Source organism: Aeromicrobium sp. YIM 150415, from assembly GCF_016918125.1.
GTDB classification, from domain to species: Bacteria; Actinomycetota; Actinomycetes; order Propionibacteriales; family Nocardioidaceae; genus Aeromicrobium; species Aeromicrobium piscarium.
In genome coordinates, this window is the sequence record NZ_JAERWM010000025.1 from 72,573 (window position 1) to 98,966 (window position 26,394).

Genomic DNA, 26,394 nt, shown 5'->3' on the forward strand with positions numbered 1-26,394 from the left:
CGGCGAGGAAGGAGCCGGAGCCTGGTATGACGGCCTCGATACGTCTCGCGCGTGAAGCATCCCGCTTAGCGCACCGAGCTGAGGTCCAAGCGGTCGGCCCAGGGGTCAGAGGTTTCCACGAAGGCCGCCGGGGTGCCGACCGGGGCGGCGACCTCACGGGTCGTGTCGCCCGCGTATTCGTCTCCGGTAAGCAGGTGCCGCCAGGTGCCGGGCGGGAAGGTGACCTCGACGCTCTCCTCACCTTCCGTCGTGACCGGTGCGACGAGGACCGATGGCCCGAGGAAGAACTGCGTGTCCACCTCCGCGGCGACCGTGCCCGGTGCCACCAGCCAACCGTGCCGGATCGCGGGCACGCCCGTGGCGAGTGCCTCCTCGACGACCTCGCGTCGATAGGGCGCGAGCGCCGCGAAGACCCGCGTCATGTGAGCAAAACGCGACCGGGTCTCCGCGGTGTCGACCACTTGGACGTTGTCCTCGGGCCGATTGCCCTCGTGGGTGCGCATCATGACCCCGAAGGCCTCCAGCTCGGCCCAGCGGGCGAGCAACTCCGGCGTGCGGGTGTAGTCCTTCACCACGGCGTCGATCGAGGTGTAACCCCCGACATCGGAGTGCACGAGCGGCCAGCCCGAGAATCCCGCGGAGAAGGTGCCGCGCAGGACCGATCCCAGGCCATCCTCTTCTCCGAAGGAGACGAGCTGGTCGCCGTTCCAGAACATCGGCGTCGACTCGTCCATGCCTCCCGCGCCGCTGCGGAACCACGTCACGCAGTCCGGTTGCTCCGCGAGCTCGCACGCCTCGCGGACCGTCTCGGCCCAGAGCGCCGGCCAACGGTTGTGGGCGATCGCCGCGTCCCCCTCGGAGAGCACCGCATCGAGCGGAAGGCCCTCGCCGAAGTCGGCCATGAACCCCGAGACCCCGTCTCCGAGCACCTCTGAGGCGATCACCTCGGCGTACCAGTCGCGGGCGGCGCTATCGGTCAGGTCGACGAGGTAGGCGTCGAAGCCGCCCTGGTCCACGGCATAGGGGTCGCCCTCGGCGTTCTGGACCAGATAGCCGAGCTCGTCAGCCTCGGCCCACAGATCGCGCTCGGGTGCCGGCTCTTTCGACGACCCGTGGACGAGGAAGGCGTTCACATAGGTCGTGACCGCGATGCCCTCGGCATTCAGCTCCGCGACCAGTTCCTCCCAACCCGGGTAGCGCTCGCGGTCCGGCTGCCAGGTCCACCAGAGCCGCTCGCCGAACGAGGTCGTGCGCTGACCCGTCCAATCCTGCAGCCAGACCCCGGCGATCTCGGTGCCGGCATCCTGCAGCTCCCGCACGGTGCGGCGCACGGTCTCGGTGCCGCCCTGGATGCCGATGACGGCGCCCTCACCGGTCCAGGCCGCGAGCTCCGGACGCTCCCGGCCGGCCTGCTGTCGTTCGATGAGCTCGCGAGGGGTGGCCGCCGCGGTCAGCTCGGCCCGCAGCGTCGTCGCCCACATCTCGAGTCCCACGCGACCGGCGGACCGTGTATCCGCGACGCCGAGGGCGTGGGACGCCCCGAGCTCGGGATCGAGCCGCACACCCCGCAGGTCCTCCGTCACCCACGAAGGCCAGGCCGCATAGGTCATCTGCTCGGTGCCGCCGGCCCCGTGATTGGTGACATCGGCAAGCACCGTCAGTGGCTGCTCGCCGCGTCCCACACCCTGCTCGCGCACGATGATCGGCAGCAGCCGGTCGTCGAGGTCGACATCGGTGAACTGTTCGCCGAAGCCGTGGACGGCGGCGCGTTCCTCGCGCGCGCTCCACAGCGTCAGCGACGTGGCTCCGCCAGTCTCGTCGAGCTGGGCATCGAGCACGGCGCCGGTGCCGGTCTCCGCGATGCGTGCGCTCCATCGCGGGCCGGGCTCGTCGTCATCGTCGAGCAGACGGCCCCCGAGCGCGATCGCGTCGCCCTCGAGCTCGGCCCGGTCGATCGTCTGCGTGGCCCAGGTCGTCTCGTGCTCGGTGCTCAGCCAGAAGTAGCCGCGATGCTCCTCCGCCGCGACCTCGCCGCGCCCGGCACCGAGGAAGGCGTGCCCGGGCTCGCTGCTCCAGACCGTGTCGTCGGCCGTGGCGATCACGACCCGGGGTGCGTCACCGTCCTCGACGGACACGGTGAGCTCGCCGGTGCTCAGGTCGTCGCCGACTCCTGCCTCGATCCGCAGCTGGCCGGGGTCGAGGGTGGACACGTCATCGCGCGGCACGCGGCCGAGAGCCACCACGACCACCGCGACGAGCGCCAGCACCAGGCCGAGGACGACGAGCAGGAGACGACGACGCTTCGACATGCTGGAGACGGCGGCCACCGCCTCATTGTCGCGCGGCCTCTCGCCCATCGCGTGGCGGGCGGTGACCTACGCACCTCTCGGGCGCGCTGAGAGGTGCGTAGGCCACCGCTCACCACCTCGAGACGTGCGCATCTCACCGCCCACCGGCATGAGAGGTGCGTAAGTCACCGCCCTGGGACGGGCGAGGGTCACTGGTGAAGGCGGTAGACGTCGAAGACGCCCTCGATCGAGCGCACCGCGCTCAGCACGTGTCCGAGATGCTTGGGATCGGCCATCTCGAAGGTGAACTTGGTCTTGGCGACCCGGTCGCGCCCTGTGCTCAGACCGGCGGACAGGATGTTGACGTGCTGATCGGAGATCACCCGGGTGATATCGCTGAGCAACCGCGGCCGGTCGAGGGCCTCGACCTGGATCGCCACGAGGAACATGCTCTTGGCCGTGGGCGCCCAGGAGACCCCGACGATGCGCTCGGGCTGATCGCGCAACGCCTGGAAGTTGACACAGTCGGTGCGGTGGATCGAGACCCCGGAGGTGCGCGTCACGAACCCGGAGATGTCGTCTCCGGGCACCGGCGTGCAGCAGCGCGCCAGCTTGACCATCACATCGCCGTCGATGCCCTCGACGTCCACGCCCGCCACACTGCGTGACGTCGGCGCGGAGCGCTGCGCGACGGTCGGGATGGTCGTCGCCTCGGCGATATCCTCCTCGGCACCCTCGCGCCCCCCGGAGAGGTCGATGACACGCTCGACGACATTCTGGGCGCCGACATTGCTCTCGCCCACCGCCGCATAGAGGCCGGAGATGTCGTTCAGACCGAGATCGTGGGCGACCGCCTCGAGATTCGCCTGGCTGAACAGCCGATGCAGCGGCAGTCCCTCCTTGCGCATCTGCTTGGCGATGAGGTCCTTGCCCCGCTCGATCGCCTCGTCGCGACGCTCCTTGGTGAACCACTGGCGGATCTTGTTGCGGGCACGCGGGCTCTGGACGAAGTCGAGCCAGTCGCGGCTGGGACCGGCATCAGGAGACTTGGAGGTGAAGACCTCGACGACATCGCCGCTCTCCAGCTGCGACTCCAAGGAGACCAGCCGTCCGTTGACGCGGGCACCGATACAGGCGTGGCCCACCTCCGTGTGCACGGCGTAGGCGAAATCGACCGGGGTGGCGTTGGCCGGCAGCTGGATGAGGTCGCCACGCGGGGTGTAGGCGTAGACGCCCGCATTGCCCATCTCGAAGCGCAAGGAGTCCAGGAAGTCGCTGGAGTCCTCGGTCTCGGACTGCCAGTCCATCAGCTCGCGCAGCCAGACCATGTCCTGTACATCGGGGGCCTTGGCCTTACCGCCCTTGGAGCCGGCGACCTGCGCCAGGCCGTCCTCCTTGTACTTCCAGTGCGCCGCGACACCGTACTCGGCACGACGATGCATCGCGTAGGTGCGGATCTGCAGCTCCACCGGCTTGCCCTGCGGACCGATGACGGTCGTGTGCAGCGACTGGTACATGTTGAACTTCGGGACGCTGATGTAGTCCTTGAAGCGGCCCGGGATCGGGTTCCAGCGCGCGTGCAGCACACCGAGGACGGCGTAACAGTCGGCGATATCGTCGACGAGGATACGCACGCCGACCAGATCGAAGATGTCGGAGAACTCGCGACCGCGCACGAGCATCTTCTGATAGATCGAGTAGTAGTGCTTGGGCCGGCCGGTGACCTTCGCCTTGATCTTGGAGTGGCCGAGATCGGAGGTGACATCGCTGATGACTCGCTCCAGGAAGCCCTCGCGCGAGGGCGCCCGCTCGGCGACGAGGCGGACGATCTCGTCGTAGACCTTCGGATGCAGCGTGCCGAAGGCGAGGTCCTCCAGCTCCCATTTGATGGTGTTCATGCCGAGCCGGTGAGCCAACGGGGCGTAGATCTCGATGGTCTCGCGGGCGATGCGCTCCTGCTTGTCCTGTCGCAGATACCGCAGGGTCCGCATGTTGTGCAGGCGGTCGGCGAGCTTGATGACGAGCACACGGATGTCGCGGCTCATCGCCACGACCATCTTGCGAATGGTCTCCGACTGCGCCGAGTCGCCGTACTTGACCTTGTCGAGCTTGGTCACACCGTCGACCAGATGCACCACTTCGTCGCCGAAGTCCTCGCGCAGCTGATCGATCGTGTACGAGGTGTCCTCGACCGTGTCGTGCAGGAGCGCCGCGCACAGCGTCGGCGCGGTCATGCCGAGCTCGGCGAGGATGGTGGCGACGGCCAGCGGATGCGTGATGTACGGGTCACCGCTCTTGCGCGTCTGGCCCTCGTGCATCTGCGCCGCGATGCGGTACGCCTTCTCGATCGAGGCGATATCGCCCTTGGGATGGGTCGCTCGATAGACCTTCAGCAAGGGATCCAGCACGGCATTCGGGGCGGCTGTCCGGCCCCCCATGCGCGCGAGTCGGCTGCGCACGCGTGCGCCCGCCGGTGCCGACTCCGAAGTCTTCGGCCCGGTGGTCTTGTCGACCTGCGGATCTGCCACGTCACGCCTCCTTGGGACCATCGTACGCACGGGGTTCGCACGCCCGCGCGCGGCGGCACTCGCGGGCGAAAGCTGGAACCGGCCCGGCACGAAGGATGTGTCTTGCTGGTTGCTATGACAACCGTGAAGACACGTCCTCCGTCCGGTCCCGCGCGAGAGCCGCCGGCATCCCGGGCGAGCCGGCCCTCAGAGCAGCATCGTCAACAAGGTCGCCGCCGATCCGGCGACGAGTGCCCCGGCCGCGACGAGGGCGATGATCTGCATGGTCCGCCGGCTCATCATCAGTAGGTCACCAACGCAGCGGTAGGGGTCTGCGTACCCAGGCGCGCGCGACCGCCGAGCGGAGCCAGCTCGACCAGCACCAGCTGACCGACGACACGCCCACCGAGACCGGTCACCAGGTCGCGGGCGGCGGACAGGGTCCCGCCCGTGGCGAGGACATCGTCGAGCACGAGCACGCGCTCGCCGGTGACGATCGCGTCGCGGTGGATCTCGACCGTGGCCGACCCGTATTCGAGGTCATAGGTGCGGGACTCGACCGCGGCGGGAAGCTTGCCGGCCTTGCGGACCGGGACGAAGCCCGCCCCGAGACGCATCGCGACCGGCGGTGCCAGCACGAAACCGCGCGCCTCGATCCCGACGACCTTGTCGATCGGGCCCCAGGTGGCGGCGATGCCGGCGAGCGCGTCGACCGTGCCCGCGAGCCCCGCGGGGTCGGCGAGCAGAGGAGTGATGTCGCGGAACGTGACACCGGGCTCGGGCCAGTCCTCGATCGCCCTGATGTGATCGCGAGCCAGAGACGCGAACTGCTCACTGCTGGTCATCGGTCGTACCCTCCAAGTCCAGGTCACAGGTCTGCTCGGCATGCTCGGAGATCTCGGCACTCGCGGTGCCGACTGCCTCCAGGTCCAGATCGGACAGCGCGTCGTCGACCGCGATCAGCTTCGCCTGATCCTCCTCGCTGAGGTCGGGCTGCTGCGCGAGCTCGATCATCTCGGCGATCGTCAGCCCTTCGTCCTCGACCGCGGCTTGCAGCTCACGGATCGTCGACCCGAAGGTCTGCCAGTCGTCCTGGATCTCCTCTGGCGCCTTCTCTTCCAGCGCCGTCATGTCATCCATGACCTGGTCGATCTGCGAGAAGTCCCCGGAGCTGAGGTCCGCGAAGGGCTCGCTCACCTTCTCCAGCTCGTCGCAGTAGGCGTCGGTGTCGTCGCTACAGGCCGACAGCGCACCGAGTGTCGCGACGACCGCGATGCCGGCAACCCACCGGCGACGCATCACCGCTTCTCGTCGTCGGTGTCGGCCGGCTCGATCTCGTCGAGCTCCTCGACCTCGTCGTACTCCTCGAGCTCGTCGGCGTCGTCGGCCTCCAGCGGAGTGAACACCTGCGCGACCGCGGGACGGGCCACGGTCAGGACCGTGCCGGGAGCGACCTCGATGTCGACCGTCTGATCGTCGACCTCGACCAGGGTCCCGTGGATGCCGCTGGTCAACATGACCCGCTTACCGGGCTCCAGGGTGTTCTGCACCTGCTGGAACTGCTTCTGGCGCTGTCGCGCGGGGCGCAGGACGAGCAGGAAGAAGACGGCCACGATGGCCACAAGAAGGATGATTTCCACGCGGAGAACTCCAGGTCGCGACGGACAGGTACGACGGCGAGTCTACGGGGCACCGCCGCATCGCCGGTCACTCGGCGTCGTCGAAGCTGAGCTGCGCGACATCCTGGGGAACCGTGAGTCCCAGATGTCGCCAGGCCGCCGGCGTGGCGATGCGCCCCCGCGGTGTACGCGCGAGGAAACCGAGGCGTACGAGGAAGGGCTCGGCGAGCTCCTCGACCGTCTCGCGTTCCTCGGCGACCGCCACCGCGAGGGTCGAGATGCCGACCGGTCCGCCGCCGAAGCTGCGGCAGAGGGCGTCCAGCACGGCGCGATCGAGTCGATCGAGGCCGAGATCGTCGACCTCGTACAGCTCCAGGGCGGCTCGGGCCACCCCGTGGTCGACGTGGCCCCCGGCGCGCACCTCGGCGTAGTCGCGGACGCGCCGCAGGAGACGATTGGCGATCCGCGGCGTGCCACGAGAGCGCGAGCCGATCTCGCGGGCGGCATCGTCGTCGATCGAGAGGTCCAGCAGACGCGCCGAGCGGCGCACGATGTCGTAGAGGTCCTCGGCGGCGTAGTAGTCGAGCTGGGCGGTGAAGCCGAATCGATCGCGCAGCGGACCGGGCAGGAGCCCCGCGCGGGTGGTGGCGCCGACGACGGTGAAGGGCGGGATCTCCAGGGGAATCGCCGTGGCCCCCGGCCCCTTGCCGACCACGACGTCGACGCGGAAGTCCTCCATCGCCATGTAGAGCAGCTCTTCTGCCGGACGCGACATGCGATGGATCTCATCGATGAAGAGCACATCGCCCTCGCCGATCCCCGAGAGGATCGCCGCAAGATCGCCCGCATGCTGGATGGCAGGTCCCGAGGTGAGCCGCAGCGGGGCGGAGAGCTGGTGGGCGATGATCATCGCCAACGTGGTCTTGCCGAGCCCGGGCGGTCCGCTCAGCAACACGTGATCGGGCGTGCGGCCGCGTGCCACGGCCGCCTCGAGCACCAACGCGAGCTGCTCGCGCACACGGTCCTGGCCGACGAGCTCATCGAGGCTCTTGGGTCGCAGGGCTGCCTCGAAGGCGCGGTCCTCGGGCAACACCTCGGCACTGACGGCGTCGTTGAATTCCCCCGTCATCAGCGGCCCTTGCCGAGGGTGCGCAGGGCGTCGCGCAGCACGGCCGAGACATCGGGCTCGGTGCCCTCGGGAAGCTCGGCTGCCGTCGCGTCGATCGCGGCATCGGCGTCCTTGGCCGACCAGCCGAGACCGGTGAGCGCCTCGTGCACCTGGCCGCGCCATACGCCGCCCCCAGCCGTGTGAGAGGCGCCTGTGACCGGGCCGACGCGATCCTTGAGCTCCAGGATGATGCGTTCGGCGCCCTTGCGCCCGATGCCGGGGACGGTGGTGAGCGTGCTGACCTCGCCGGCGGCGATGGCCTGCCGGATGCGTTCGGGGTCGAGCACGGCGAGCATCGCCTGGGCGACCTTGGGGCCCACGCCGCTCGCGGTCTGCACGAGCTCGAACATCTCGCGTCCGTCGGCGTCGGCGAAACCGTAGATCGTCAGGGAGTCCTCTCGGACCACCATCGAGGTGAAGAGCGTCGCGGGCTGGCCGATCCGCAGGCTCGCGATGGTGGCGGGCGTGCAGAAGACCTGGAGTCCCACTCCGCCGACCTCGATCACCGCGGAGGTGACGGTGACGGCCGCCACCGGTCCCTTGACGTGTGCGATCACCGAGCGGTCCTCTCCTTCTGGGCCGCCACGGCAGCGGCGAGTCGGTCGTGTGCGGCCCCGCGCCAGATCTGACAGATCGCGAGGGCAAGGGCGTCCGCGGCATCGGCCGGCTTGGGCGCTTGCGCCAGCCGCAGCAACCGGCTGACCATGAGGGTGACCTGCGCTTTGTCGGCACGACCGCTGCCGGTGACAGCGGCCTTGACCTCGCTGGGCGTGTGCAGCCGGACGTCGAGGCCGTGCCGTGCGGCGACCAGCATCGCGATGCCGCTGGCCTGGGCCGTGCCCATCACCGTGCTGACATTGTGCTGGCTGAAGACGCGTTCGACGGCCATCACCTCCGGGCGGTGCATGCGCACGGCCTCGTCCAGCGCCTCCTCCAGCCGCAGCAGGCGACGCGAGAGGTCGAGGTCGGCCGGCGTGCGGACCACCGAGACGTCGACCATCGTGAGCGGCCTGCCGACGCTGCCCTCGACCACGCCGAGACCGCAACGGGTCAGGCCGGGGTCGATCCCCATGACGCGGACAGAACGCATGTTCGAAAGCCTAACGGGCCGAGCCGTGTGGTCGCGCACCGCCACGCCGGGGCTCACGCATCCAGCAACCCCGCGGCGGCGGTAGCTGGTCAACCCCACCTCGCGAATGGCGGTAGCTGGTCAACGTTACGAGTCAGCGATGAGGTTGATGGCGTACCGCCACCACAGGGGAAGGGTTGCTGAGCTACCGCCACGGCGCGGTCGAGCGGGCGGTCAGCGCAGGTCGGCGTCCGGGGTCCGGCCGATCTCACCGGCCAGATCGCGGGCGAGCAGGAAGGCCCCCACCGCCCCACGGGTGACGTACCGAGAGACCTCCTCGTCCTGGCGGATCACCACCACGACGCTCCGCCAGCGGTACCCGGCGAAGGCGAGCAGCAGACAGGGCACCGCCAGGACGACCAGCCACCCCAGCCCCGCGGAGAGGAGCACCGGCGCCAGGATGACGAGGACGACCGCGAGCGCCGTCAACAGCCCGAAGCCGACCGAGGGCGCCGGCACGATGACCTCGCGCTCGCGATCCGCTCTCCTCGCGAGGGCACAGCGCAGCCTCCAGTCGACACCGTCGGGCGTGCGCGCCCTCATCGCCTCGCCGAGCCGGTCAGAGCTCGGCCATCACCTCGTCGGGCGCGTCGAAGTTGGCGTAGACGTTCTGCACGTCGTCGCAGTCCTCGAGCGCGTCGATGAGCTTGACCACCTTGCCGGCGCCGGCCGCATCGAGCTCGACCTGGACACTCGGCAGGAACGACGCCTCAGCGGAGTCGTAGTCGAGGCCGGCCTCCTGGAGCGCCGTGCGCACCGCCACCAGGTCGGTGGCCTCGCTGACCACCTCGAACGAGCCGTCGAGGTCGTTGACCTCCTCGGCTCCCGCATCGAGCACCGCCACCAGGATGTCGTCCTCATTGGTGGTCGACTCGCCCTGCTCCGCCGGCACGATGACGACGCCCTTGCGATTGAACAGATACGAGACCGAGCCCGGGTCGGCCATCGTGCCGCCGTTGCGGGTCATGGCCGTGCGGACCTCCATGGCGGCACGGTTCTTGTTGTCGGTGAGGCACTCGATGAGCAGCGCGACGCCGTTCGGACCGTAGCCCTCGTACATGATCGTGGTGTAGTCGACCGCACCGCCGTCGAGACCCCCGCCGCGCTTGACCGCGCGATCGATGTTGTCATTGGGGACCGACTGCTTCTTGGCCTTCTGGATCGCATCGTAGAGGGTCGGATTGCCTTCGGGGTCAGGACCACCCGTGCGCGCCGCCACCTCGATGTTCTTGATGAGCTTGGCGAACAGCTTGCCGCGCTTGGCGTCGATGACCGCCTTCTTGTGCTTGGTGGTCGCCCACTTGGAATGCCCTGACATGGCGTCCTTCCCTACGACTGAGTCACGAGGTCGACGAAGAGCCGGTGGAGACGATCGTCGTTCCCGACCTCGGGATGGAACGACGTCGCCATGAGCGGCCCCTGGCGAACAGCGACGATTCTACCGGCGGCATCGTGTTCCGGTGCCGATGCGGGCACTCGGGCGAGCACCTCGACCCGCGCTCCGGCCTCCTCCACCCAGGGGGCACGGATGAAGACCGCGTGCACCGGCGCGTCGAGGCCGTCGACCGCGAGACCCGTCTCGAAGGAGTCGACCTGGCGTCCGAAGGCATTGCGCCGGACCGTGATGTCGATGCCCCCGAGGGTCTCCTGACCCTCGATGCCGTCGAGCAGACGGTCGGCCAGCATGATCATGCCCGCGCACGTGCCGAAGGCCGGCATCCCGGCCGCGATCCGCTCGCGCAGCGGCTCACGCAGCTCGAAGATCCGCGCCAGCTTGTCCATCGTCGACGACTCGCCGCCCGGAACGATCAGGCCGTCGACGCGGTCGAGCTCCTCGGGCCGGCGCACCGGAAGCGCCCTCGTGCCCAGCCGGTCGAGTGCGTGGAGATGCTCCCGCACATCGCCCTGGAGGGCGAAGACGCCGACGGTGGGGCCGGTCACCAGCCGCGGGTCTCGAGGCGGTGCGGCTCGGGGATGTCGTCGACATTGATGCCGACCATGGCCTCGCCGAGCCCGCGTGACACCTTGGCGATGACATCGGGGTCGTCGAAGAAGGTGGTGGCCTTGACGATCGCGGCGGCGCGCTCGGCCGGGTTGCCGGACTTGAAGATGCCCGAGCCGACGAAGACGCCCTCGGCGCCGAGCTGCATCATCATCGCGGCGTCCGCCGGCGTGGCGATACCGCCCGCGGTGAACAGCACGACCGGCAGCTTGCCCGCCTCGGCGACCTCCTTGACGAGCTCGTACGGCGCCTGCAGCTCCTTGGCGGCGACGTACAGCTCATCGGGTGCCAGCGTCTGGAGGCGGCGGATCTCACCGCGGATCTTGCGCATGTGGCCCGTGGCATTGGAGACATCGCCGGTGCCGGCCTCGCCCTTGGAGCGGATCATCGCCGCGCCCTCGGTGATACGGCGCAGGGCCTCGCCGAGATGGGTCGCGCCGCACACGAAGGGCACCGTGAAGGCCCACTTGTCGATGTGGTTGGCGTAGTCGGCCGGCGTGAGCACCTCGGACTCGTCGATGTAGTCGACGCCGAGGCTCTGCAGCACCTGCGCTTCGACGAAGTGGCCGATGCGCGCCTTGGCCATGACCGGGATGGAGACGGCCTCGATGATGCCGTCGATGAGGTCGGGGTCGCTCATCCGCGCGACGCCGCCCTGCGAGCGGATGTCCGCGGGCACGCGCTCGAGGGCCATGACGGCGACGGCGCCGGCGTCCTCGGCGATCTTGGCCTGCTCGGCGTTGACGACGTCCATGATGACGCCGCCCTTGAGCATTTCGGCCATGCCGCGCTTGACCCGGGCGGTTCCGGTGGTGGTCTCTTCGCTGGTCACCCCTCCAGTCTACGAGCCGTGTCGCGCCGCCTCGAAGCCCGCCCGCCGGGACCGGTCGAGCCCTCGGGCGCGCTCGTCGTCACCAGCGGTGACGAGCGCACGTCTCCGACGCGCTGAGAGGTGTCCAGCACACCGCCGCGGCGAGCGAGAGGTGTCCAGCCCACCGCCGCCTCGGGCCGCGAAGGACTCAGGTGAGGGATTGGCGGCGGACCATGAGCATGCGCTGGCCGCAGGTGACGAGACTGGCGACCGCCAGCGCCCAGAGTGTGACGTGCTGCAGGATCGGCAGGTCGAGGAGGCCGGCGAAACCGGTCATGACGAGGATCGCGACGAGCCGGTCCGAGCGCTCGGCGATACCCCCCTTGGCCTCCAGGCCGAGACCCTCGGCCCGGGCACGGAGATAGGAGGTCATCATGCCGAGCACGAGACATGCCAGGCTCAGGCACAGGTAGAGCGGCGAATCGCCCTCCCACGCGTACCAGAGCGCAATGCCGCCGAAGATCGCCGCATCGCCCACCCGGTCGAGCGAGGAGTCCAGGAAGGCACCCCACTTCGACGAGCGACCGAGCTTGCGCGCCATCGAGCCGTCGACGATGTCGCTGAACACGAAGGCCGTGACGAACATCGTGCCCCAGAAGAACTCACCCTGCGGGAACAGCCACAACGCCCCGACGCACACGCCGATCGTGCCGACCCAGGTCACCATGTCCGGCGTCACGCCGATCTTGATGAGCCCGTCGGCGATCGGCGAGAGCAGCTTGTTCCAGAAGGCGCGGAACCTCTCCAGCATCAGGCCGTCACCCCCTCTCTGCGATGTCGGCAGTCCAGGCGTCGGTCAGCATCCGCGCGGTGTCCTCGATGACCTGGGGCAGCGTCTTGGTGTGCCCGACGACGGTCATGAAGTTGGCGTCGCCGCCCCAGCGCGGGACGACATGCTGATGCAGATGCTGCGACAGCGAACCGCCCGCCACGCCCCCGAGGTTCAGCCCGACATTGAAGCCATGCGGCGAGCTCACGTGGCGGATCACCCGGACCGCCTGCTGCGTCAGCGCGGTCAGCTCGATCGACTCCTCCTCGGACAACGCGGTGAAATCCGATTCGTGCCGGTTCGGCAGCACCATCAGGTGCCCGGGGTTGTACGGGTAGAGGTTCATCGTGACGAAGGAGTGCTCGCCGCGATACACCACCAGCTCGCTCTGGGGACCGCCCTCGACCATCGCGCAGAACGGGCAGCGGTCATCGTGGGGCGTCTTCTCCTCCCCCCGCACATAGGCCATCCGATAGGGAGCCCACAGCCGTTCGAGACCGTCGGGGTCCGGCGCCATCAGACCTGGACCCGGTCGCGCACCGCCGCGACGATCTTGGCGACCGCGTCGTCGAGCGACACCCCGTTCTCCTGCTCGCCGCTGCGATAGCGGAAGGAGACGGCACCGGCTTCGACATCCTTGTCCCCCGCCAGCAGCATGAAGGGGATCTTCTGGGTCTGCGCCGTGCGGATCTTCTTCTGCATCCGCTCGTCGGAGGCGTCGACCTCGATCCGGATGCCCTCGGCCTTGAGCCGGGCGGCGAGGTCGTACAGGTAGTCCAGATGCCGTTCGGCCACCGGGATGCCGACGACCTGCACCGGCGCGAGCCACGGAGGGAAGGCCCCGGCGTAATGCTCGACGAGCACGCCCATGAACCGCTCGATCGAGCCGAACTTGGCCGAGTGGATCATGACCGGCTGCTGACGCGAGCCGTCAGCGGCCACGTACTCGAGGCCGAAGCGATCCGGCGCCGGCTGGTTGAAGTCGTACTGCACCGTGCCCATCTGCCAGGTGCGGCCGATGGCATCGCGCGCCTGGACCGAGATCTTGGGGCCGTAGTAGGCCGCCCCACCCGGATCGGGCACGAGCTCGAGGCCGGTGGCAGTGGCGACGTCCTCGAGTACCTGGGTCGCGATCGCCCAGTCCTCATCGGAGCCGATGAACTTGTCCTTGGTGGCGTCGCGGGTCGACAGCTCGAGGTAGAAGTCGTCGATGCCGAAGTCCCGCAGCAGGCTGAGCATGAAGTTCAGCAGGTGCTCGACCTCGGCGGGGGCCTGCTCGGGCGTGACATAGGAGTGCGAGTCGTCCTGGGCGAAACCGCGGACACGCGTCAGGCCGTGGATCACCCCGGACTTCTCGTTGCGGTACACGTGCCCGAACTCGAACAACCGCAGCGGCAGCTCACGATAGGAACGCTGCCGCGATCGGAAGATCAGATTGTGCATCGGGCAGTTCATCGCCTTGAGGCGGTAGTCCATGCCGTCGACGTCGAGCGCCGGGAACATCCCCTCGCCGTAGTACGGGAGGTGGCCCGAGGTGTGGAAGAGACCCTCCTTGGCGATGTGCGGGGTACCGACGTACTCGAAGCCCTCCTCGATGTGCCGGCGGCGGACGTAGTCCTCCATCTCCCGCTTGATGACCCCGCCCTTGGGGTGGAAGACGGGCAGTCCCGAGCCGATCTCGTCGGGGAAGCTGTAGAGGTCGAGCTCGGCTCCGAGGCGCCGGTGGTCGCGTCGCTGCGCCTCCTCGATCCGGTGGAGATAGTCGTCCAGCTCCTCCTTGCTCGGCCAGGCCGTGCCGTAGATGCGCTGGAGCTGCTTGTTCTTCTCGTCCCCGCGCCAGTAGGCGGCCGCGGAGCGCATCAGCGTGAACGCCGGGATGCGCTTGGTGGTGGGCAGGTGCGGACCGCGGCAGAGGTCGTTCCAGGCGACCGAGCCGTCGCGCTTGAGATTGTCGTAGATGCTCAGCCCGCCCTCGCCGACCTCGACGCTCGCGCCCTCGGCCGCGTCTCCGGCCGTGGACTTGAGGCCGATGAGCTCGAGCTTGTAGGGCTCGTCCGCGAGTTCGGTGCGAGCGTCGTCGTCGGAGACCTCGCGACGGCTGAAGCGCTGGTTCTCCTTGACGATCTTCTTCATCCTCGCCTCGATCTTGGTGAGATCGTCGGGGGTGAAGGGCTCGGGCACGTCGAAGTCGTAGTAGAAGCCGTCGGTGATCGGAGGACCGATGCCGAGCTTGGCCTCGGGGAACAGCTCCTGGACCGCCTGGGCCATGACGTGTGCGGTGGAGTGCCGCAGGATGTCCAGTCCGTCGGGCGTGTCGATCGCGACCGGCTCGACGAGATCGCCGTCGGCGAGCTCATGGGACAAGTCCCGCAGCTCGCCGCCGACGCGGGCCGCGATCACGGAGGTGTCCTCGGAGAACAGCTGCCAGGCCTTGGTGCCGGCCCCGACACTCCGCGTCTCCATCTCACCTCCTTCGCCGGCGGGCGAGAGCACGGACACGGAGAGGTCGGACATACGGGTCACCTTCGAGGGTCGGGACGCGCCCTACGGCTGGCGCGTGCAGGTCGCGTCCACTGTAACGGCATGATCAGATCGTGACTCCACGCCTACGCACCGCTCGCCTGCGCGTCCGGCTCATGCTCGTCCTCACCTTCTCCACCGGGATCGTCGACGCCGTCTGCTATCTCGGATTGGATCGCGTGTTCACCGCCAATATGACCGGCAATGTCGTCATTCTCGGCATGGGCCTGGCGGGAGCCGACGGTCTCTCGGTCGCCGGCCCGCTGCTCGCCCTCGCCGGCTTCATGGGCGGAGCCGCCGTCGGCGGACGACTGCTCCGAAACTCCGCCGCCGCCTGGACCGCCCGCACCACGGCCGCCCTGTGCTTCGTGGCCGTCGTCGTGGCATCGCTGGCCATCGGCTCGGCCACGATCGACGCCTTCGCCACCCCGGGGAGGAGCCTGACCTTCTCCGTCACAGCGCTGCTCGGGTCGGCCATGGGACTCCAGGCCGCCACCGCCCGTTCGCTGGCGGTGCCCGATGTCACGACCGTGGCGGTGACCGCGACCGTCGTCCATCTGTCCAGCGATGCGACCTCGGGCGGGGCGGAGCAGGGTGCCTCGACCCGGCGTGTGCTGGCCATCGGGCTTCTCCTCGCTGGGGCCGCGGTCGGCGCGTTGCTGCTGCGCTGGCACCTCGCCGCGGGCCTGTCACTGGCGGCGGTCACGTGCGTCGTGGTCGCCACGATCGGCGTCATCGCGCACCGGCGCCTCGAGAACGAGTCGATGGAAGAATAGAGACATGGCACTGCACATCACCGACGACCCGGCCGCCGACGAGCTGTTGACCGAGAACCCGCTCGCTCTCCTGATCGGCATGCTGCTGGACCAGCAGGTGGCGATGGAGACCGCCTTCGCCGGTCCGCTGAAGGTGCGCGAGCGAGTGGGCGCGGTCGATGCCGCCACGCTCGCGTCCTACGACCCTGAGGCCCTCGAGGAGGCATTCCGGCAGACGCCCGCAGTGCACCGCTATCCCGGATCGATGGCCAAGCGCGTGCAGGCGCTGTGCGCGGAGATCGAGAGCCGGTGGGGCGGCAGTGCCGAGGCGATCTGGACCGAGGGCGCCCCGGACGGCAAAGAGGTGCTGAAGCGCCTCAAGGCGCTCCCCGGCTTCGGTGACCAGAAGGCCAAGATCTTCCTCGCCTTGCTGGGCAAGCAGTACGGCTACGACGGAGCCGGGTGGCGCGAGGCCGCCGGCGACTACGGCGACGACGGCTCGTACCGATCGGTCGCCGACATCACCAGTCCGGAGTCGCTCGTCAAGGTGCGTGAGTTCAAGAGGGCGATGAAGGCCGCCGCCAAGAATGGCTGAGACCGGGTTCGCCCCGGAACAGCGTCGCGTTCTCCCGACGATCCTCGTACCCGCCTTCCTCTCACTGCTCAGCGTCTCGATCGTCAATGTCGCCCTTCCCGCCATCGAGACCTCGCTGGGGGCCGGCACGTCCGGTCTGCAGTGGGTCGTCTCGGGCTATGCGCTCGCCTTCGGTGTCCTGCTGGTCGCCGCCGGACGAGCGGGTGACCTCTGGGGACGTGGAAGGCTCTTCATCCTCGGGCTCGCGCTCTTCGCCATCGGATCCCTCGTCTCGGGTCTGGCACCGAGCGTCACCGTGCTCAACCTGGCGCGCGCTTTCATGGGGATCGGATCGGGCCTGCTGACTCCGCAGGTCAGCGGCATCATCCAGCAGTTCTTCCAGGGCGAAGCACGCGGGCGCGCCTTCGGTGCCCTCGGCTCGGCCGTCGGCGTCTCGGTCGCGATCGGCCCCGTGCTGGGCGGCGTGTTCATCACCTCCCTGGGTCCCGAATGGGGATGGCGCTCCTGCTTCCTGATCAACGTGCCGATCGCCATCGCGGGGATCGTGGCGGCTCGTGTCTTCCTGCCAGCGTCCGCGTGGAAGGCGGCCTATACCGAGAACGATCCCGCCACGTCCCGCTCGGGACGACGACGCATCGACTTCGATCCGGTCGGCATGCTCCTGCTCGCCCTCGCCACATTGTTCGTCATGGTGTCCTTCATGGAGGCGGGCCTGGGAACATGGGTCTGGAGCCTGCTCGTCCTCGGCGTGGCCCTGGCGATCGCCTGGGTGAGATGGGAACTGCGGTATCGACGCATCGGCCGGACTCCGATGGTCGACATGCAGCTCTTCCGCACACGGTCCTTCGCCAGCGGGGCCCTGCTCACGACCCTGTACTTCCTGGGTTTCACGAGTCTCTGGCTGCTGGTCGCCCAGTACATGCAGATCGGTCTCGGCCATGATGCCCTCGTCGCCGGAATGATCGGACTGCCTGCCGCCTTCGCCGGCGCGATCACCGCTCCCCTCGCTGGACGTCACGTGGTCCGGGTGGGACGCGTGATCGTGCTGTGGGGTCTGGGCGTGGGGGTGCTCGGGCTCCTGCTGAGCGCGGCGGTCGTGCTCCTTCACGGACGAAGCGGTGTGACCGAATGGTGGCTCCTGGGCACGCTGATGCTCACCGGTGTCGGTCAGGGGCTGGTCGTATCGCCGAATCAGACGCTCAGCCTCGCTGAGGTCCCACTCAGGTACGCAGGCAGCGCCGGTGGTGTGCTGCAGACCGGTCAGCGCATCGGCACCTCGGTCGGCATCGCGGTGATCACGACCATCGCCTTCGGCGTGGCCACGTCCTCGGGATGGGACCTCGCGCTCGCGGTGGGCTTAGGCGCGATCATCGCGGTATCGGGGGTCGCGATGCTCGTAGGAGCCTACGACCTACGCGCCAGTCGTCGTGAGCGCATCGGGCGGGGCGAGGACGCTAGCTCCACGCCCGGATGATGAGGCTGATGGCCACCGTGAAGCCGAGCACGGTCACCACCAGATAGGGCCCGTAGAGGCGGCGGAGCCAAGGGTGGAGCATCCGCGCGAGCACGGTCAGCACCGCCGCGATGACGAGCATGCGCGCACCGCGTTCGACGGTCGCCCAGCCGGCCAGTGCCGCCAGATCGATGTCCCGCTCCCCCGCGATCTGCGCGTAGAGCTTCACCGGTATGCCGTTGAGGGCCTGATGCAGGATGCCGCTGGCGCCGTCCCCGAGGTGCCCCTCGACGACCTCGCGCATGCGATCGGTGGTCCAGGGCGTCGCCACCAGGACATCGCGCGCTGCCAGCCAGGCGTTGACGACCGCCCCGGTCACCGAGCCGACGACGATCGACAGGGCCCACAACGGCACACGTCGCGGCACCGCGACCGCGAGGAACACCAAGGCCATCTCCGCCATGACGGGCCAGCTCAAGGCCTCGGCGAAGCCCCACAGGAACGCCACGACCAGTCCGAGCGGGCTGGTCACGAGACGAGCGACGGCCCGCCAGACTCTCGATTCCCGCGCCTCCGCCGGACCCTGTTCGAGCAGTGCGACGACATCTCCGCGGAGGCGTTCGGGCGTGGCCTCGTCAGGGCCGACCGGGGAGCCGAGCCGCAGTTCCATCGCCCCGGGCGCGAAGCGGCCGTTCTTCGGCAACAGGTCGCGGGTGCCGAGCAGAGCGGCGGGCACGATCTCCGCATCGCAGTCGCGGGCGAGGCGGGTGGCGCCGGAAGCGAACTCGCCCACCGTGCCGTCCTGGGTGCGTGTGCCCTCCGGGTAGACCACGACCGTGCGACCCGCGGCGAGGGCTGGGCGCACCGCGTCGAGCAGCGAGGCGTAAGCGCCACCTTCTCCACGACGCACGGGAAGCGCCCCGGCCAGTCCGGTCACGAGAGCGCGACGCCACCAGACGTCGAACCAGTAGTCCGCCGCGGCGGCGAACACGGGATAGGCGGATGCCGGGAGCGCGGCCAGCAGTACCGCGGTATCGGCGTGCGAGGAGTGGTTGGCCACGACGATTCTGCCACGGCGCTCCCCCGGCCACCGTCCCGTCACACGCAACCCTCCGGCGAGCGTGCAGGCCAGGCGCCAGAGGAGGTGCCGCCAGAGCGCGGGCAGGTATCTCACATCAGCACCGCGGCGAGCGGCAGCACGAGCAGCAACGAGTCGATGCGGTCGAGCAGACCGCCGAAGCCCGGCAGCCACTCCCCCGCATCCTTGACCTGGGCTCGGCGTTTGATCATCGATTCGAGCAGGTCACCCAGCACCCCGCCGAAGGCGACGGCGATCAGCAACCCGACCGAGATCGTGCCGAGCAGGGTCAGCACCAGGAAGGCGCCGATCACGGCTCCGGCAAGGCCCCCGACCGTCTTGTTCGGGCTCAGCGGCGACAGCGGACGGCGCGCCCATCCGAAACGCTTGAAACCCTTGCCTCCGCACCACGCCGCGACATCGGTCGCGGCTGCCGCGAACACCACCACGAAGGCGTCCTCCCAGAGAATCACCAGGTGGGCCAGGGACCAACAGATCCAGACCGAGCCGAAGCCGCTGAACGCCGATCGACTGACGCCGTCCTCGGTGTCCCCGGAGAGGATGGCCGGCAACGCACACAGCAGCACGACGAGCGGTGCGAGCGCGAGCAGCTGCGGGGACTGCCACGCGGCGAGCGGGTAGACGATCGCCAGCGCGTAAAGGATGGCGGTGTCCCAGGGTCTCAGTCCGACGAGCTTGGCGTACTCGCGGACGGCGATCAGTGCCAGGATCATCGCGAGCACGGCGGTAGGCCCGCGTCCGAACCAGATGGGCAGTCCCACCACCGGGACGATCAGTACCCAGGTGGTCCACTTCTGCACCAGTTCGCGTTTGCGCGATATCGCGACGGCGACCCCGCTCAGCGCGAGCAGGATCACCGTCACCCAGAAGAAGAAGACGCTGCGTCCCGCCACATCGACGCTGATCGGGCCGATGTCGAAGTCCAGGCTCAACGACTCGCGGTCGAGATCGAGGACGCCGAAGTAGACGTCGACGAGCCAGTCGGGCAGCGCGGACGGGGACTCGGGCCCGTTCATGGAGCGCTCAGTTCACGGTGGGTGGAGACCAAACGGGTGATCGTGGTGAGCACCGATCCGGCGACGATGATCCACGCGATCCACACCGTCCATGCCGGCACGATCGAGGCGATGATCACCAACAGGCAGCGCTCGGTCTTGCCGAGCGGGCCGCCGTTGCGACGGGTCGCTCCGGCACCGGCCGCGGCGAGTGAGGCGAAGGTGGGCAGCGTGGCGGCGACGGTGGCGATGGCGACGACGAGCGCGGTGTCGATGCCGTCCGTGCGCCAGGCCAGGACCGCCAGACCTCCCATGACCACCACATCGCTCACCCGGTCGCCGATCTCATTGAGGACGAAGCCCCACGGCCGGCTGACACCGCGTGCACGGGCGACGGCTCCGTCGAGATTGGCCCCCGCGAGACGGACGGCCAGGAAGAGGATGACCAGCGGCCACCAGGCATAGGCGACGACGACCGCGGCGGCGCAGGCACCCAGCACGCCGACGAGCGTGAAGAGATCCGGGCTGAGGTCGCGCCGGACCGCGCCTCGCACGAACGCATCGAGTCTCCTGCTGTACCACGGCTTCAGCGCATAGAGTCCGCGCACGCGATCTCCTCTCCGTTCCGGACCGCATCGTACGCGACGGTCACCTCCATGTCAGAGCGACGGCGCGCGCGGGACGACGAGCGGGGTGCCCGTCTCGGGATCGTCGATGACGATGCAGCGCAGACCGAACACCTCCTCGACGAGCTCCGCGGTGACGACCTCCCGCGCCGCACCGGATGCCCGCACCTCACCGGCGCACATCGCGATCACGTGACTGGCGTATCGGGCCGCGTGGTTGAGATCGTGCAGGACGGCCACCACCGTCACACCACCACGGTTGAGCTCGGCGAACAGGTCCATCAACTCGACCTGGTGGGCGATGTCCAGGAAGGTCGTGGGCTCGTCGAGCAGCAGGATGCCCGCCTGTTGCGCGAGCGCCATCGCGACCCATACCCGCTGGCGCTGCCCGCCGGACAACTCGTCCACGCGACGCTCGGCCAGTGCGACGGTGGCCGTCTGCTCCAGGGCGAGCTCGACAGCCGAGGTGTCCTCGGCCGTCCACGGACGCCACCAGGTCTGATGCGGGAACCGGCCACGACCGACGAGCTCGCGCACCGTGATGCCATCGGGGGCGGAGGCGGTCTGCGGCAACAGCCCCACCTGCCGGGCGAAGTCCTTGGGCGGATGATCGTGGGCAGCCCGGCCGTCGAGCACCACGGTGCCCTCCTTCGGGGTGAGCAGTCGCGCGAGAGCTCGCAGCAGGGTCGACTTGCCGCACGCATTCGGTCCGACGATCGCGGTGAATCCCCCGTCGGGTACGGCTATCGACAGCCCCTCGGCGACGATGCGGCGTTCGTAACCGAATGTGAGGTCCTCGGCGGCGAGCCGAGCGGGATGCTGGGGCATTCAGCGCCTCCTGGTTTCCGCGGCGAGCAGCCACACGAGATAGCAGCCGCCGATGACGACGGTGACGGTGCCGACGGGTACGCCGCCGGGCAGGACGTGCTGCGCGACGGCATCGGCGAGCACGAGGACGAGAGCGCCGACGGCGGCGGATGCGACGAGCGGCAGCCCGGCCGAACGGGTGACCCGGGCGGCGACCTGGGGTGCTGCCAGCGCGATGAATGCGATCGGGCCGACCAGCGCGGTCGGCACCGCCACGAGCACGACGCCGACCACGAGCAGCGCGAGACGTGCCGGTTCGACTCGCACACCGTGTGCTCTCGACGTGTCGTCGCCGAGCTCGAGCTGTCGCAGACTCGGCGCGACCGCTCGCAGGGCGATGGCCGAGACCACCAACGTGCCGCCGAGCACCCACGCGTCAGTCGCGTTGGTGAGCGAGAAGGAGCCGGCTCCCCAGATCGCGGCGCCCAACGCCACCTCGAGCTGGGCGCGCATCAGCAGCCAGGTGTTGAGCGCCGACATCATCGCGGTGACGCCGACACCGACCACGACGAGCCGGAAGCCGAGCACCCCCTGGCGGAAGGCGAGCAGGTAGACCACGGCAGCGGTGCCCAGGCCGCCCACGATGGCACCCGCCGTGGCTCCGCTGAGGCCCAGGCCGAGCACGGTCATCGCGATGAGCGCACCGGTATAGGCGCCGGTCGAGAAGCCGATGACGTCCGGCGACCCGAGCGGGTTGGCGGTGAGACTCTGGAAGATGGCGCCCGAGACCCCCAGGCAGGCGCCCACGAGCAGGGCGGAGACCACCCGCGGTAACCGCCACTCGACGACCACGGTGTGGTCGAAGCCCGTCGACGGATCGACGAGTGCTCGCACCACTTGTGACACGGACATCGGATAGTCCCCGAAGCCGAGTGTGACGATCGCCGCCAGCAGCGCGATCGTCAGGAGCAGGGCGGTGGTCAACCGGGTGCGCAGCAGCATGGTCACAGCGAGACCACCTGCCGGCGCCGGACGATCGCGATCAGCACGGGGGCCCCGACGAAGGCGGTGACGACCCCGACCGGCAACTCGCCATTGGGCAGCGCGACCCGGCCCAGGATGTCCGATGCCAGCACCAGCACCGGCCCGAGCACCGCGCTCACCCCGATGATCCAGCGTTGATCGAGTCCGACGAGCGCGCGGGCCGCATGGGGGATCATCAGTCCGACGAACACGATGGGGCCGGCGACCGCCGTCGCGCTCCCCGCCAGCAGGGTGATGGACAGGAGAGCCACCACGCGGGTCCGAAACAGCCGGGCTCCGAGGGCACGAGCCGTGTCGTCGCCGAGCGCGGTCGCATTGAGACTGGGCGTGATCGCCATGGCCATCACGAGGCCGAGCAGGATGAAGGCGATGACCGGGGCAGCGTGCTCCCACCCACGTCCCTCCAGGGATCCGGCATTCCAGACACGCATCGTGTTGAAGGCCTTCGGATCGGCCAGCACGATCGCCCGCGTGATGCCGGCGAGGACGGACCCGAAGGCGACGCCGGCGAGGACGAGGCGGGCCGACGACGTTCCCGATCCCCCGATCGCGAAGACCGCGAGCGCGGTCACCAGCGCGCCGGCGAAGGCGAAGGGCAAGGTGGCGAGCGTGCCCGAGACACCGAGGAATCCCACGCCGAGGGCGACGGTGAAGGCCGAGCCCGCACTCACGCCCAGGATCCCGGGGTCGGCCAGCGGGTTGCGGGTCAACGCCTGGATCACCGCACCGGCCACGGCGAGGCCCGCGCCGACGACGATCGCCGCGACCATCCGGGGCACTCGGGTCTCACGGACGATCGTCGTGGCGGTCGGGTCATCCGGCGACCCCCACAAGGCCTCGATCACCCGACGTACCGACAGGGACTCCGCACCGACGGCGATACTCACAGCCGCAGCCACCGCCAGAACCAGCAGCGCGAGCACGATGACGGTCTGACGGCGCCCTCGGACGGATGAGCGCCCGGTGGCGACGGGAGGGGACGAAGGAGGCATCAGGCAATGAGTTTAGGCTTGCCTACGTCAGAGTTCGCTTCCTGGGCAGTCCCCGGGACGAGCCACCACAGCATCGGAGGGGAATCCGCACCCATGCACTATCGACTCACGGCGGCCGTGGCCGCACTCGCCCTCTCGCTCGGGCTCACCGCGTGCGGCGCCGACGACTCCGAGGGAACCGGGGGCAAGGGGGCGGCCGGCGATGACTTCCCCGCGACCGTCGCCACCGAGTTCGGCGATGTCACGATCGACGAAGCGCCGGAGCGCGTCGTCGCCCTCGGCTGGGGCGATGCCGAGACGGCGCTCGCCCTCGGTGTCCAGCCGGTCGGCGCCTCGGACTGGCTCGGCTTCGAAGGCGAGGGCGTGGGCCCGTGGGCGGACGGCCTGTACGACGAGGCCCCCGAGCTCATCGGGACGCTGGAGCCGTCCTACGAGCAGATCGCGTCGTTGAAGCCCGACCTCATCCTCGACGTCAAGAGCTCCGGGGAGCAGGAGCGCTACGACCGGCTCTCGCAGATCGCGCCGACTGTGGCGATCCCCGAGGGCAAGCAGTCCTTCCTCACCTCGATGGAGGAGCAGGTGACGATGATCTCCACGGCGCTCGGTGCGCCGGAGAAGGGTGAGGAGCTGCTCGCCGATGTCGAGCAGCAGTTCGCCGACGCCGCCGCCGAGCATCCGGAGTTCCAGGACAAGACCATCTCGGTCGCCGCCTTCACGTCCGAGGGCTGGGGTGCCTATATCCAGGGCAATGAGCGGGTGGCCTTCATGGAGCGGCTGGGATTCGAGCAGAACCCGGCCATCGAGGAGCTCACCCCGGAGGGCTTCACCGCGAAGCTCGCCAATGAGCAGATCGGCGTGCTCGACGCGGATCTGCTGGTGGTGTTCCCCATCTGGCTGCCGGCGACCGATGTGACCGATCAGCCGCTCTTCCAGCAGATCCCGGCGGTCCAGGACGGACGCTCGATCGTGTTCACCGACGATGATGAGGACATCCGTCAGTCGTACTCGGCGAACACGGTCCTATCGGTGCCCTTCGCCCTCGAGTCGGTGGTGCCGATGCTGGCGGACGCGGTCGGCTGACGGGTGGCCGCGGAGCGGTTGGCGAGTGGTCGCGGGCGCAAGCCCGCCGATGCGCGTGTTCACCGGGCCCGGGTGCTCCGTCGCGAGGATGTCTCGCCTTCGTTCGTCCGGCTGACGTTCGGCCCTGACGAGCCGAGCGCGCCTTTCCCGCTGGCGCCGATCGGCGCGGACCAGTGGTTCCGGCTGTTCTTCACCGCCGACGGCTCCGCGCTCCATCTGCCGTCGGGCGGCGCGGACGGTTGGTACGTCCGGTTGCGGGAGATGCCCGATGACGAACGTCTGACGGTGCGTAACTACACCGCCCGCCGGGTCGGGCACGACGAGGCGGGCTGGTGGATCGAGGTCGACTTTCTCTTGCACCGCGATCCGGAGGGGCAACGCGAGGGGGTTGCGGCGCAGTGGGCCGCGGCGGTGACACCAGGGACAGAGGTCGGCCTGCTCGACCAGGGAGCGATCTTCTCCTGGCCCGATGACGCGGGCGCTGCCCTGATCGTGACCGATGCGACCGGCCTGCCGGGTGTCGAGGCGGCGCTGCGTGAGCTTCCCGAGTACGCCGAGGTGACGGTGGTGGCCGATATCCCGACGGAATGGGATCGCCGGCCACTCACCTCACCTGCGATGGTGAAGGAGAGGTGGGCCGTCCACGCGGCGGGGAACGACTGGTCCGACTCGATGGGTGATCTCGATCTCGAGGTCGACTATGTCTATGCGGTTGACAGCTCCACGCTCGCCCTCGATGTCCGGGCGCGAGCACTCGCCGCCGGCGTGGACTCTCAGCGAATCGACTTCTGCAGCTACTGGCGCCCGCCCCGGGTGTGAGGTCACTCCGGTCAGCCGGCTCGTGGAAGACGGGTAGCCGGTGGGTGTGTGGGGATTCGTCGCTTGCGGTGGCGTGGGTCGGCGCCGGGGAGGAGGCGGCCATGGCGGTCGGTGAACTCGTGGGTCGTGGGGTCGATGACGAGTGCTCCGGCATGAACCGCTCTATGGCATCTCGGACAGAGCCCGATCAAATTCGCGAGGTCGGTGGGTCCGCCGCGGGACCACCAGATGATGTGATGGATATGCACCACCGGTGCCCGACATCCCGGGGACGCGCATTGGTGTCCTTGTCGGGCGAGGACCGCAGTCCGTTGCCTGGGCGTCGCCAACCGGCTGGATCTGCCGACGTCGAGGACGGCGTCCTTACCCCCGACCGCGACCGGGGTGATGTCGGCTTCGCAGATCATCTCCTGCAGCTGGCGGATGCCGATGGTCCCGAACCCCACCAACTCCCCAGACCCGGCATCATCCATCAACGTCGACGCGTCGATCGTCAGGGCCAGGTGCGGACGCACCCCCTGATCTTTGGGTAGGCCGCTCTCCAAGACCGAGTCGAGGAGACGTTCCAGCCCGTCGACTCGCCGCTGGGCGCTCGTGCGCGGATCATCCGCACCCGATGGTGCCAACAGCGACTGCAGGAGGGCGGTGAGTTTCGCGCCGGTGGTCGAGTTGAGGAACCCGTTGATGTGAACACCGTCAGGAACCGGATTCACCTGGATATCCTCACGGGCCATGCCATCGATCCACGCCTGATCCAACTCATCGGGATACACCGCATCCCGCAGGGTGCGAACCACCTGCCGCAACGCGGCAGGCTCGTGAGACGAGGCAACATCGAGAAGTTCAGGAAGCAGCTCACGCGTGTGCGAGGGCCCGACATGCGTGACCGCATACGACAGGTGCTTCACATGTTCGAGTGACACCCCACCCGCTGAGGCCAGCTCGGCGGCCTCGGGGATCTGCTTCAGCGTCACCCCAGACCTGACCAACTCACTCGCCCGCCGCGAGCTCACCCGCAACTGACCACGCAACCACGCCTTCACCGAGCTATACCCCTCGACCTCATACTCCAGGGTCTCGGACATCTCAGCGGTCAGTTGAGCCTTGGCGGCATCGATCGCATTGCTCGCCTCCTCCAGCGCACGTAGCGCATCCGTCGAGGGGGCGAACGCCTCCAACAGCGCTGCGGTGTCCCGCAGCCGCTGCACCAGATCCCCCGAACTCATACACCTATAGTATCGAACAAGCGTTCGAAC

At 69.0% G+C, this 26,394-nt stretch carries 27 protein-coding genes; 5 read left to right on the forward strand and 22 right to left on the reverse strand.

What is annotated here, in order from left to right; translation table 11 throughout:
• Positions 1 to 65: 65 nt before the first annotated feature.
• From JL108_RS15980 to thrS, 15 genes are all read right to left on the reverse strand, one after another.
• Entirely contained in the window at positions 66 to 2,327 is a 2,262-nt protein-coding gene (locus tag JL108_RS15980) for an alpha-glucosidase (protein WP_205199160.1), read from the reverse strand.
• A 170-nt stretch (positions 2,328 to 2,497) separates the two neighbouring features.
• Positions 2,498 to 4,837 (reverse strand): bifunctional (p)ppGpp synthetase/guanosine-3',5'-bis(diphosphate) 3'-pyrophosphohydrolase, encoded by a 2,340-nt coding sequence (locus JL108_RS15985; protein WP_205199217.1) that lies wholly within the window; start codon positions 4,835 to 4,837, stop codon positions 2,498 to 2,500.
• 260 nt (positions 4,838 to 5,097) lie between these two features.
• Positions 5,098 to 5,640, reverse strand: a complete 543-nt coding sequence (locus JL108_RS15990; RefSeq protein ID WP_143914051.1) for an adenine phosphoribosyltransferase — start codon at positions 5,638 to 5,640, stop codon at positions 5,098 to 5,100.
• On the reverse strand, positions 5,627 to 6,094 hold the full coding sequence (locus JL108_RS15995) for a hypothetical protein (protein ID WP_205199161.1): 468 nt from the start codon (positions 6,092 to 6,094) through the stop codon (positions 5,627 to 5,629). Before JL108_RS15995 ends, JL108_RS15990 begins: the two co-directional genes overlap by 14 nt.
• Positions 6,094 to 6,435, reverse strand: coding sequence for a preprotein translocase subunit YajC (gene yajC / locus JL108_RS16000; protein ID WP_307837294.1), 342 nt, complete (start codon positions 6,433 to 6,435; stop codon positions 6,094 to 6,096). Before yajC ends, JL108_RS15995 begins: the two co-directional genes overlap by 1 nt.
• A gap of 67 nt (positions 6,436 to 6,502) precedes the next feature.
• On the reverse strand, positions 6,503 to 7,543 hold the full coding sequence (ruvB, locus tag JL108_RS16005; RefSeq protein ID WP_143914054.1) for a Holliday junction branch migration DNA helicase RuvB: 1,041 nt from the start codon (positions 7,541 to 7,543) through the stop codon (positions 6,503 to 6,505).
• A complete protein-coding gene (ruvA, locus tag JL108_RS16010; protein WP_205199163.1) occupies positions 7,543 to 8,139 on the reverse strand; it encodes a Holliday junction branch migration protein RuvA in 597 nt (198 codons plus the stop codon). The genes ruvB and ruvA overlap by 1 nt, the downstream gene beginning before the upstream one ends.
• Positions 8,136 to 8,654: a crossover junction endodeoxyribonuclease RuvC gene (gene ruvC / locus JL108_RS16015; protein ID WP_205199218.1), complete on the reverse strand. Its 519-nt coding sequence runs from the start codon at positions 8,652 to 8,654 to the stop codon at positions 8,136 to 8,138. Before ruvC ends, ruvA begins: the two co-directional genes overlap by 4 nt.
• Positions 8,655 to 8,885: 231 nt before the next feature.
• Positions 8,886 to 9,254, reverse strand: a complete 369-nt coding sequence (locus JL108_RS16020; RefSeq protein ID WP_205199164.1) for a hypothetical protein — start codon at positions 9,252 to 9,254, stop codon at positions 8,886 to 8,888.
• Positions 9,255 to 9,270: 16 nt separating this feature from the next.
• Positions 9,271 to 10,029, reverse strand: coding sequence for a YebC/PmpR family DNA-binding transcriptional regulator (locus JL108_RS16025; RefSeq protein WP_143914058.1), 759 nt, complete (start codon positions 10,027 to 10,029; stop codon positions 9,271 to 9,273).
• 11 nt (positions 10,030 to 10,040) lie between these two features.
• The gene (gene pdxT / locus JL108_RS16030) at positions 10,041 to 10,655 is read right to left on the reverse strand and encodes a pyridoxal 5'-phosphate synthase glutaminase subunit PdxT (protein WP_205199219.1); all 615 of its coding nucleotides are present in this window, start codon (positions 10,653 to 10,655) and stop codon (positions 10,041 to 10,043) included.
• Entirely contained in the window at positions 10,649 to 11,545 is an 897-nt protein-coding gene (gene pdxS, locus JL108_RS16035; RefSeq protein ID WP_205199165.1) for a pyridoxal 5'-phosphate synthase lyase subunit PdxS, read from the reverse strand. Before pdxS ends, pdxT begins: the two co-directional genes overlap by 7 nt.
• Positions 11,546 to 11,732: 187 nt before the next feature.
• Positions 11,733 to 12,335: a phosphatidylinositol phosphate synthase gene (gene pgsA, locus JL108_RS16040; RefSeq protein WP_205199166.1), complete on the reverse strand. Its 603-nt coding sequence runs from the start codon at positions 12,333 to 12,335 to the stop codon at positions 11,733 to 11,735.
• Positions 12,336 to 12,342: 7 nt separating this feature from the next.
• Complete coding sequence (locus JL108_RS16045; protein ID WP_205199167.1) at positions 12,343 to 12,870, reverse strand: HIT domain-containing protein; 528 nt, start codon at positions 12,868 to 12,870, stop codon at positions 12,343 to 12,345.
• On the reverse strand, positions 12,870 to 14,867 hold the full coding sequence (gene thrS / locus JL108_RS16050) for a threonine--tRNA ligase (RefSeq protein ID WP_205199168.1): 1,998 nt from the start codon (positions 14,865 to 14,867) through the stop codon (positions 12,870 to 12,872). Before thrS ends, JL108_RS16045 begins: the two co-directional genes overlap by 1 nt.
• Positions 14,868 to 14,947: 80 nt before the next feature.
• Between thrS and JL108_RS16055 the strand changes: the two genes are divergently transcribed.
• Genes JL108_RS16055 through JL108_RS16065 form a run of 3 tightly spaced genes read left to right on the forward strand, consistent with a single transcriptional unit; the run spans position 14,948 to position 17,697 of the window.
• Positions 14,948 to 15,649, forward strand: a complete 702-nt coding sequence (locus JL108_RS16055) for a YoaK family protein (protein WP_307837295.1) — start codon at positions 14,948 to 14,950, stop codon at positions 15,647 to 15,649.
• Between the two features lie 4 nt (positions 15,650 to 15,653).
• The gene (locus tag JL108_RS16060; RefSeq protein WP_205199169.1) at positions 15,654 to 16,223 is read left to right on the forward strand and encodes an HhH-GPD-type base excision DNA repair protein; all 570 of its coding nucleotides are present in this window, start codon (positions 15,654 to 15,656) and stop codon (positions 16,221 to 16,223) included.
• A complete protein-coding gene (locus tag JL108_RS16065) occupies positions 16,216 to 17,697 on the forward strand; it encodes an MFS transporter (RefSeq protein ID WP_205199170.1) in 1,482 nt (493 codons plus the stop codon). The genes JL108_RS16060 and JL108_RS16065 overlap by 8 nt, the downstream gene beginning before the upstream one ends.
• Here JL108_RS16065 and JL108_RS16070 read toward each other — a convergent pair.
• From JL108_RS16070 to JL108_RS16095, 6 genes are read right to left on the reverse strand one after another with little or no spacing between them, the layout of a single operon-like run.
• Positions 17,678 to 18,850, reverse strand: a complete 1,173-nt coding sequence (locus JL108_RS16070; RefSeq protein WP_205199171.1) for a lysophospholipid acyltransferase family protein — start codon at positions 18,848 to 18,850, stop codon at positions 17,678 to 17,680. The genes JL108_RS16065 and JL108_RS16070 overlap by 20 nt on opposite strands.
• On the reverse strand, positions 18,847 to 19,791 hold the full coding sequence (locus tag JL108_RS16075; RefSeq protein WP_205199172.1) for a phosphatidate cytidylyltransferase: 945 nt from the start codon (positions 19,789 to 19,791) through the stop codon (positions 18,847 to 18,849). The genes JL108_RS16070 and JL108_RS16075 overlap by 4 nt, the downstream gene beginning before the upstream one ends.
• Positions 19,788 to 20,378: a CDP-alcohol phosphatidyltransferase family protein gene (locus JL108_RS16080; RefSeq protein ID WP_205199173.1), complete on the reverse strand. Its 591-nt coding sequence runs from the start codon at positions 20,376 to 20,378 to the stop codon at positions 19,788 to 19,790. Before JL108_RS16080 ends, JL108_RS16075 begins: the two co-directional genes overlap by 4 nt.
• Positions 20,379 to 20,429: 51 nt before the next feature.
• A complete protein-coding gene (locus tag JL108_RS16085) occupies positions 20,430 to 21,224 on the reverse strand; it encodes an ABC transporter ATP-binding protein (protein WP_205199174.1) in 795 nt (264 codons plus the stop codon).
• The gene (locus JL108_RS16090) at positions 21,225 to 22,205 is read right to left on the reverse strand and encodes an iron chelate uptake ABC transporter family permease subunit (protein ID WP_205199221.1); all 981 of its coding nucleotides are present in this window, start codon (positions 22,203 to 22,205) and stop codon (positions 21,225 to 21,227) included.
• Positions 22,206 to 22,207: 2 nt separating this feature from the next.
• Entirely contained in the window at positions 22,208 to 23,239 is a 1,032-nt protein-coding gene (locus JL108_RS16095; RefSeq protein WP_205199175.1) for an iron ABC transporter permease, read from the reverse strand.
• Between the two features lie 93 nt (positions 23,240 to 23,332).
• On the opposite strand from JL108_RS16095, the gene JL108_RS16100 reads away from it, so the two are divergent.
• Both JL108_RS16100 and JL108_RS16105 read left to right on the forward strand, forming a co-directional pair.
• The gene (locus JL108_RS16100) at positions 23,333 to 24,319 is read left to right on the forward strand and encodes an iron-siderophore ABC transporter substrate-binding protein (RefSeq protein ID WP_205199176.1); all 987 of its coding nucleotides are present in this window, start codon (positions 23,333 to 23,335) and stop codon (positions 24,317 to 24,319) included.
• Between the two features lie 3 nt (positions 24,320 to 24,322).
• The gene (locus JL108_RS16105; RefSeq protein ID WP_205199177.1) at positions 24,323 to 25,138 is read left to right on the forward strand and encodes a siderophore-interacting protein; all 816 of its coding nucleotides are present in this window, start codon (positions 24,323 to 24,325) and stop codon (positions 25,136 to 25,138) included.
• 11 nt (positions 25,139 to 25,149) lie between these two features.
• Here the strand turns inward: JL108_RS16105 and JL108_RS16110 are convergent, their stop codons facing one another.
• The gene (locus JL108_RS16110) at positions 25,150 to 26,364 is read right to left on the reverse strand and encodes an HNH endonuclease signature motif containing protein (RefSeq protein ID WP_205199178.1); all 1,215 of its coding nucleotides are present in this window, start codon (positions 26,362 to 26,364) and stop codon (positions 25,150 to 25,152) included.
• Positions 26,365 to 26,394 lie beyond the last annotated feature (30 nt).

Coding starts and splice junctions, on each gene's coding strand:
- JL108_RS16110 (WP_205199178.1), bottom strand. CDS start 26,364: ATGAGTTCGGGGGATCTGGTGCAGCGGCTGCGGGACACCGCAGCGCTG.
- JL108_RS16090 (WP_205199221.1), bottom strand. CDS start 22,205: ATGCTGCTGCGCACCCGGTTGACCACCGCCCTGCTCCTGACGATCGCG.
- JL108_RS16045 (WP_205199167.1), bottom strand. CDS start 12,870: ATGGCGCCGGACCCCGACGGTCTCGAACGGCTGTGGGCTCCCTATCGG.
- JL108_RS16020 (WP_205199164.1), bottom strand. CDS start 9,254: ATGAGGGCGCGCACGCCCGACGGTGTCGACTGGAGGCTGCGCTGTGCC.
- ruvC (WP_205199218.1), bottom strand. CDS start 8,654: ATGGGGATCGACCCCGGCCTGACCCGTTGCGGTCTCGGCGTGGTCGAG.
- JL108_RS15990 (WP_143914051.1), bottom strand. CDS start 5,640: ATGACCAGCAGTGAGCAGTTCGCGTCTCTGGCTCGCGATCACATCAGG.
- JL108_RS16060 (WP_205199169.1), top strand. CDS start 15,654: ATGGCACTGCACATCACCGACGACCCGGCCGCCGACGAGCTGTTGACC.
- JL108_RS16025 (WP_143914058.1), bottom strand. CDS start 10,029: ATGTCAGGGCATTCCAAGTGGGCGACCACCAAGCACAAGAAGGCGGTC.
- JL108_RS16100 (WP_205199176.1), top strand. CDS start 23,333: ATGCACTATCGACTCACGGCGGCCGTGGCCGCACTCGCCCTCTCGCTC.
- JL108_RS16095 (WP_205199175.1), bottom strand. CDS start 23,239: ATGCCTCCTTCGTCCCCTCCCGTCGCCACCGGGCGCTCATCCGTCCGA.
- JL108_RS15995 (WP_205199161.1), bottom strand. CDS start 6,094: ATGCGTCGCCGGTGGGTTGCCGGCATCGCGGTCGTCGCGACACTCGGT.
- JL108_RS16065 (WP_205199170.1), top strand. CDS start 16,216: ATGGCTGAGACCGGGTTCGCCCCGGAACAGCGTCGCGTTCTCCCGACG.
- JL108_RS15985 (WP_205199217.1), bottom strand. CDS start 4,837: ATGGTCCCAAGGAGGCGTGACGTGGCAGATCCGCAGGTCGACAAGACC.
- JL108_RS16085 (WP_205199174.1), bottom strand. CDS start 21,224: ATGCCCCAGCATCCCGCTCGGCTCGCCGCCGAGGACCTCACATTCGGT.
- pgsA (WP_205199166.1), bottom strand. CDS start 12,335: ATGCTGGAGAGGTTCCGCGCCTTCTGGAACAAGCTGCTCTCGCCGATC.
- JL108_RS16075 (WP_205199172.1), bottom strand. CDS start 19,791: ATGAACGGGCCCGAGTCCCCGTCCGCGCTGCCCGACTGGCTCGTCGAC.
- ruvB (WP_143914054.1), bottom strand. CDS start 7,543: ATGACGGGGGAATTCAACGACGCCGTCAGTGCCGAGGTGTTGCCCGAG.
- thrS (WP_205199168.1), bottom strand. CDS start 14,867: ATGTCCGACCTCTCCGTGTCCGTGCTCTCGCCCGCCGGCGAAGGAGGT.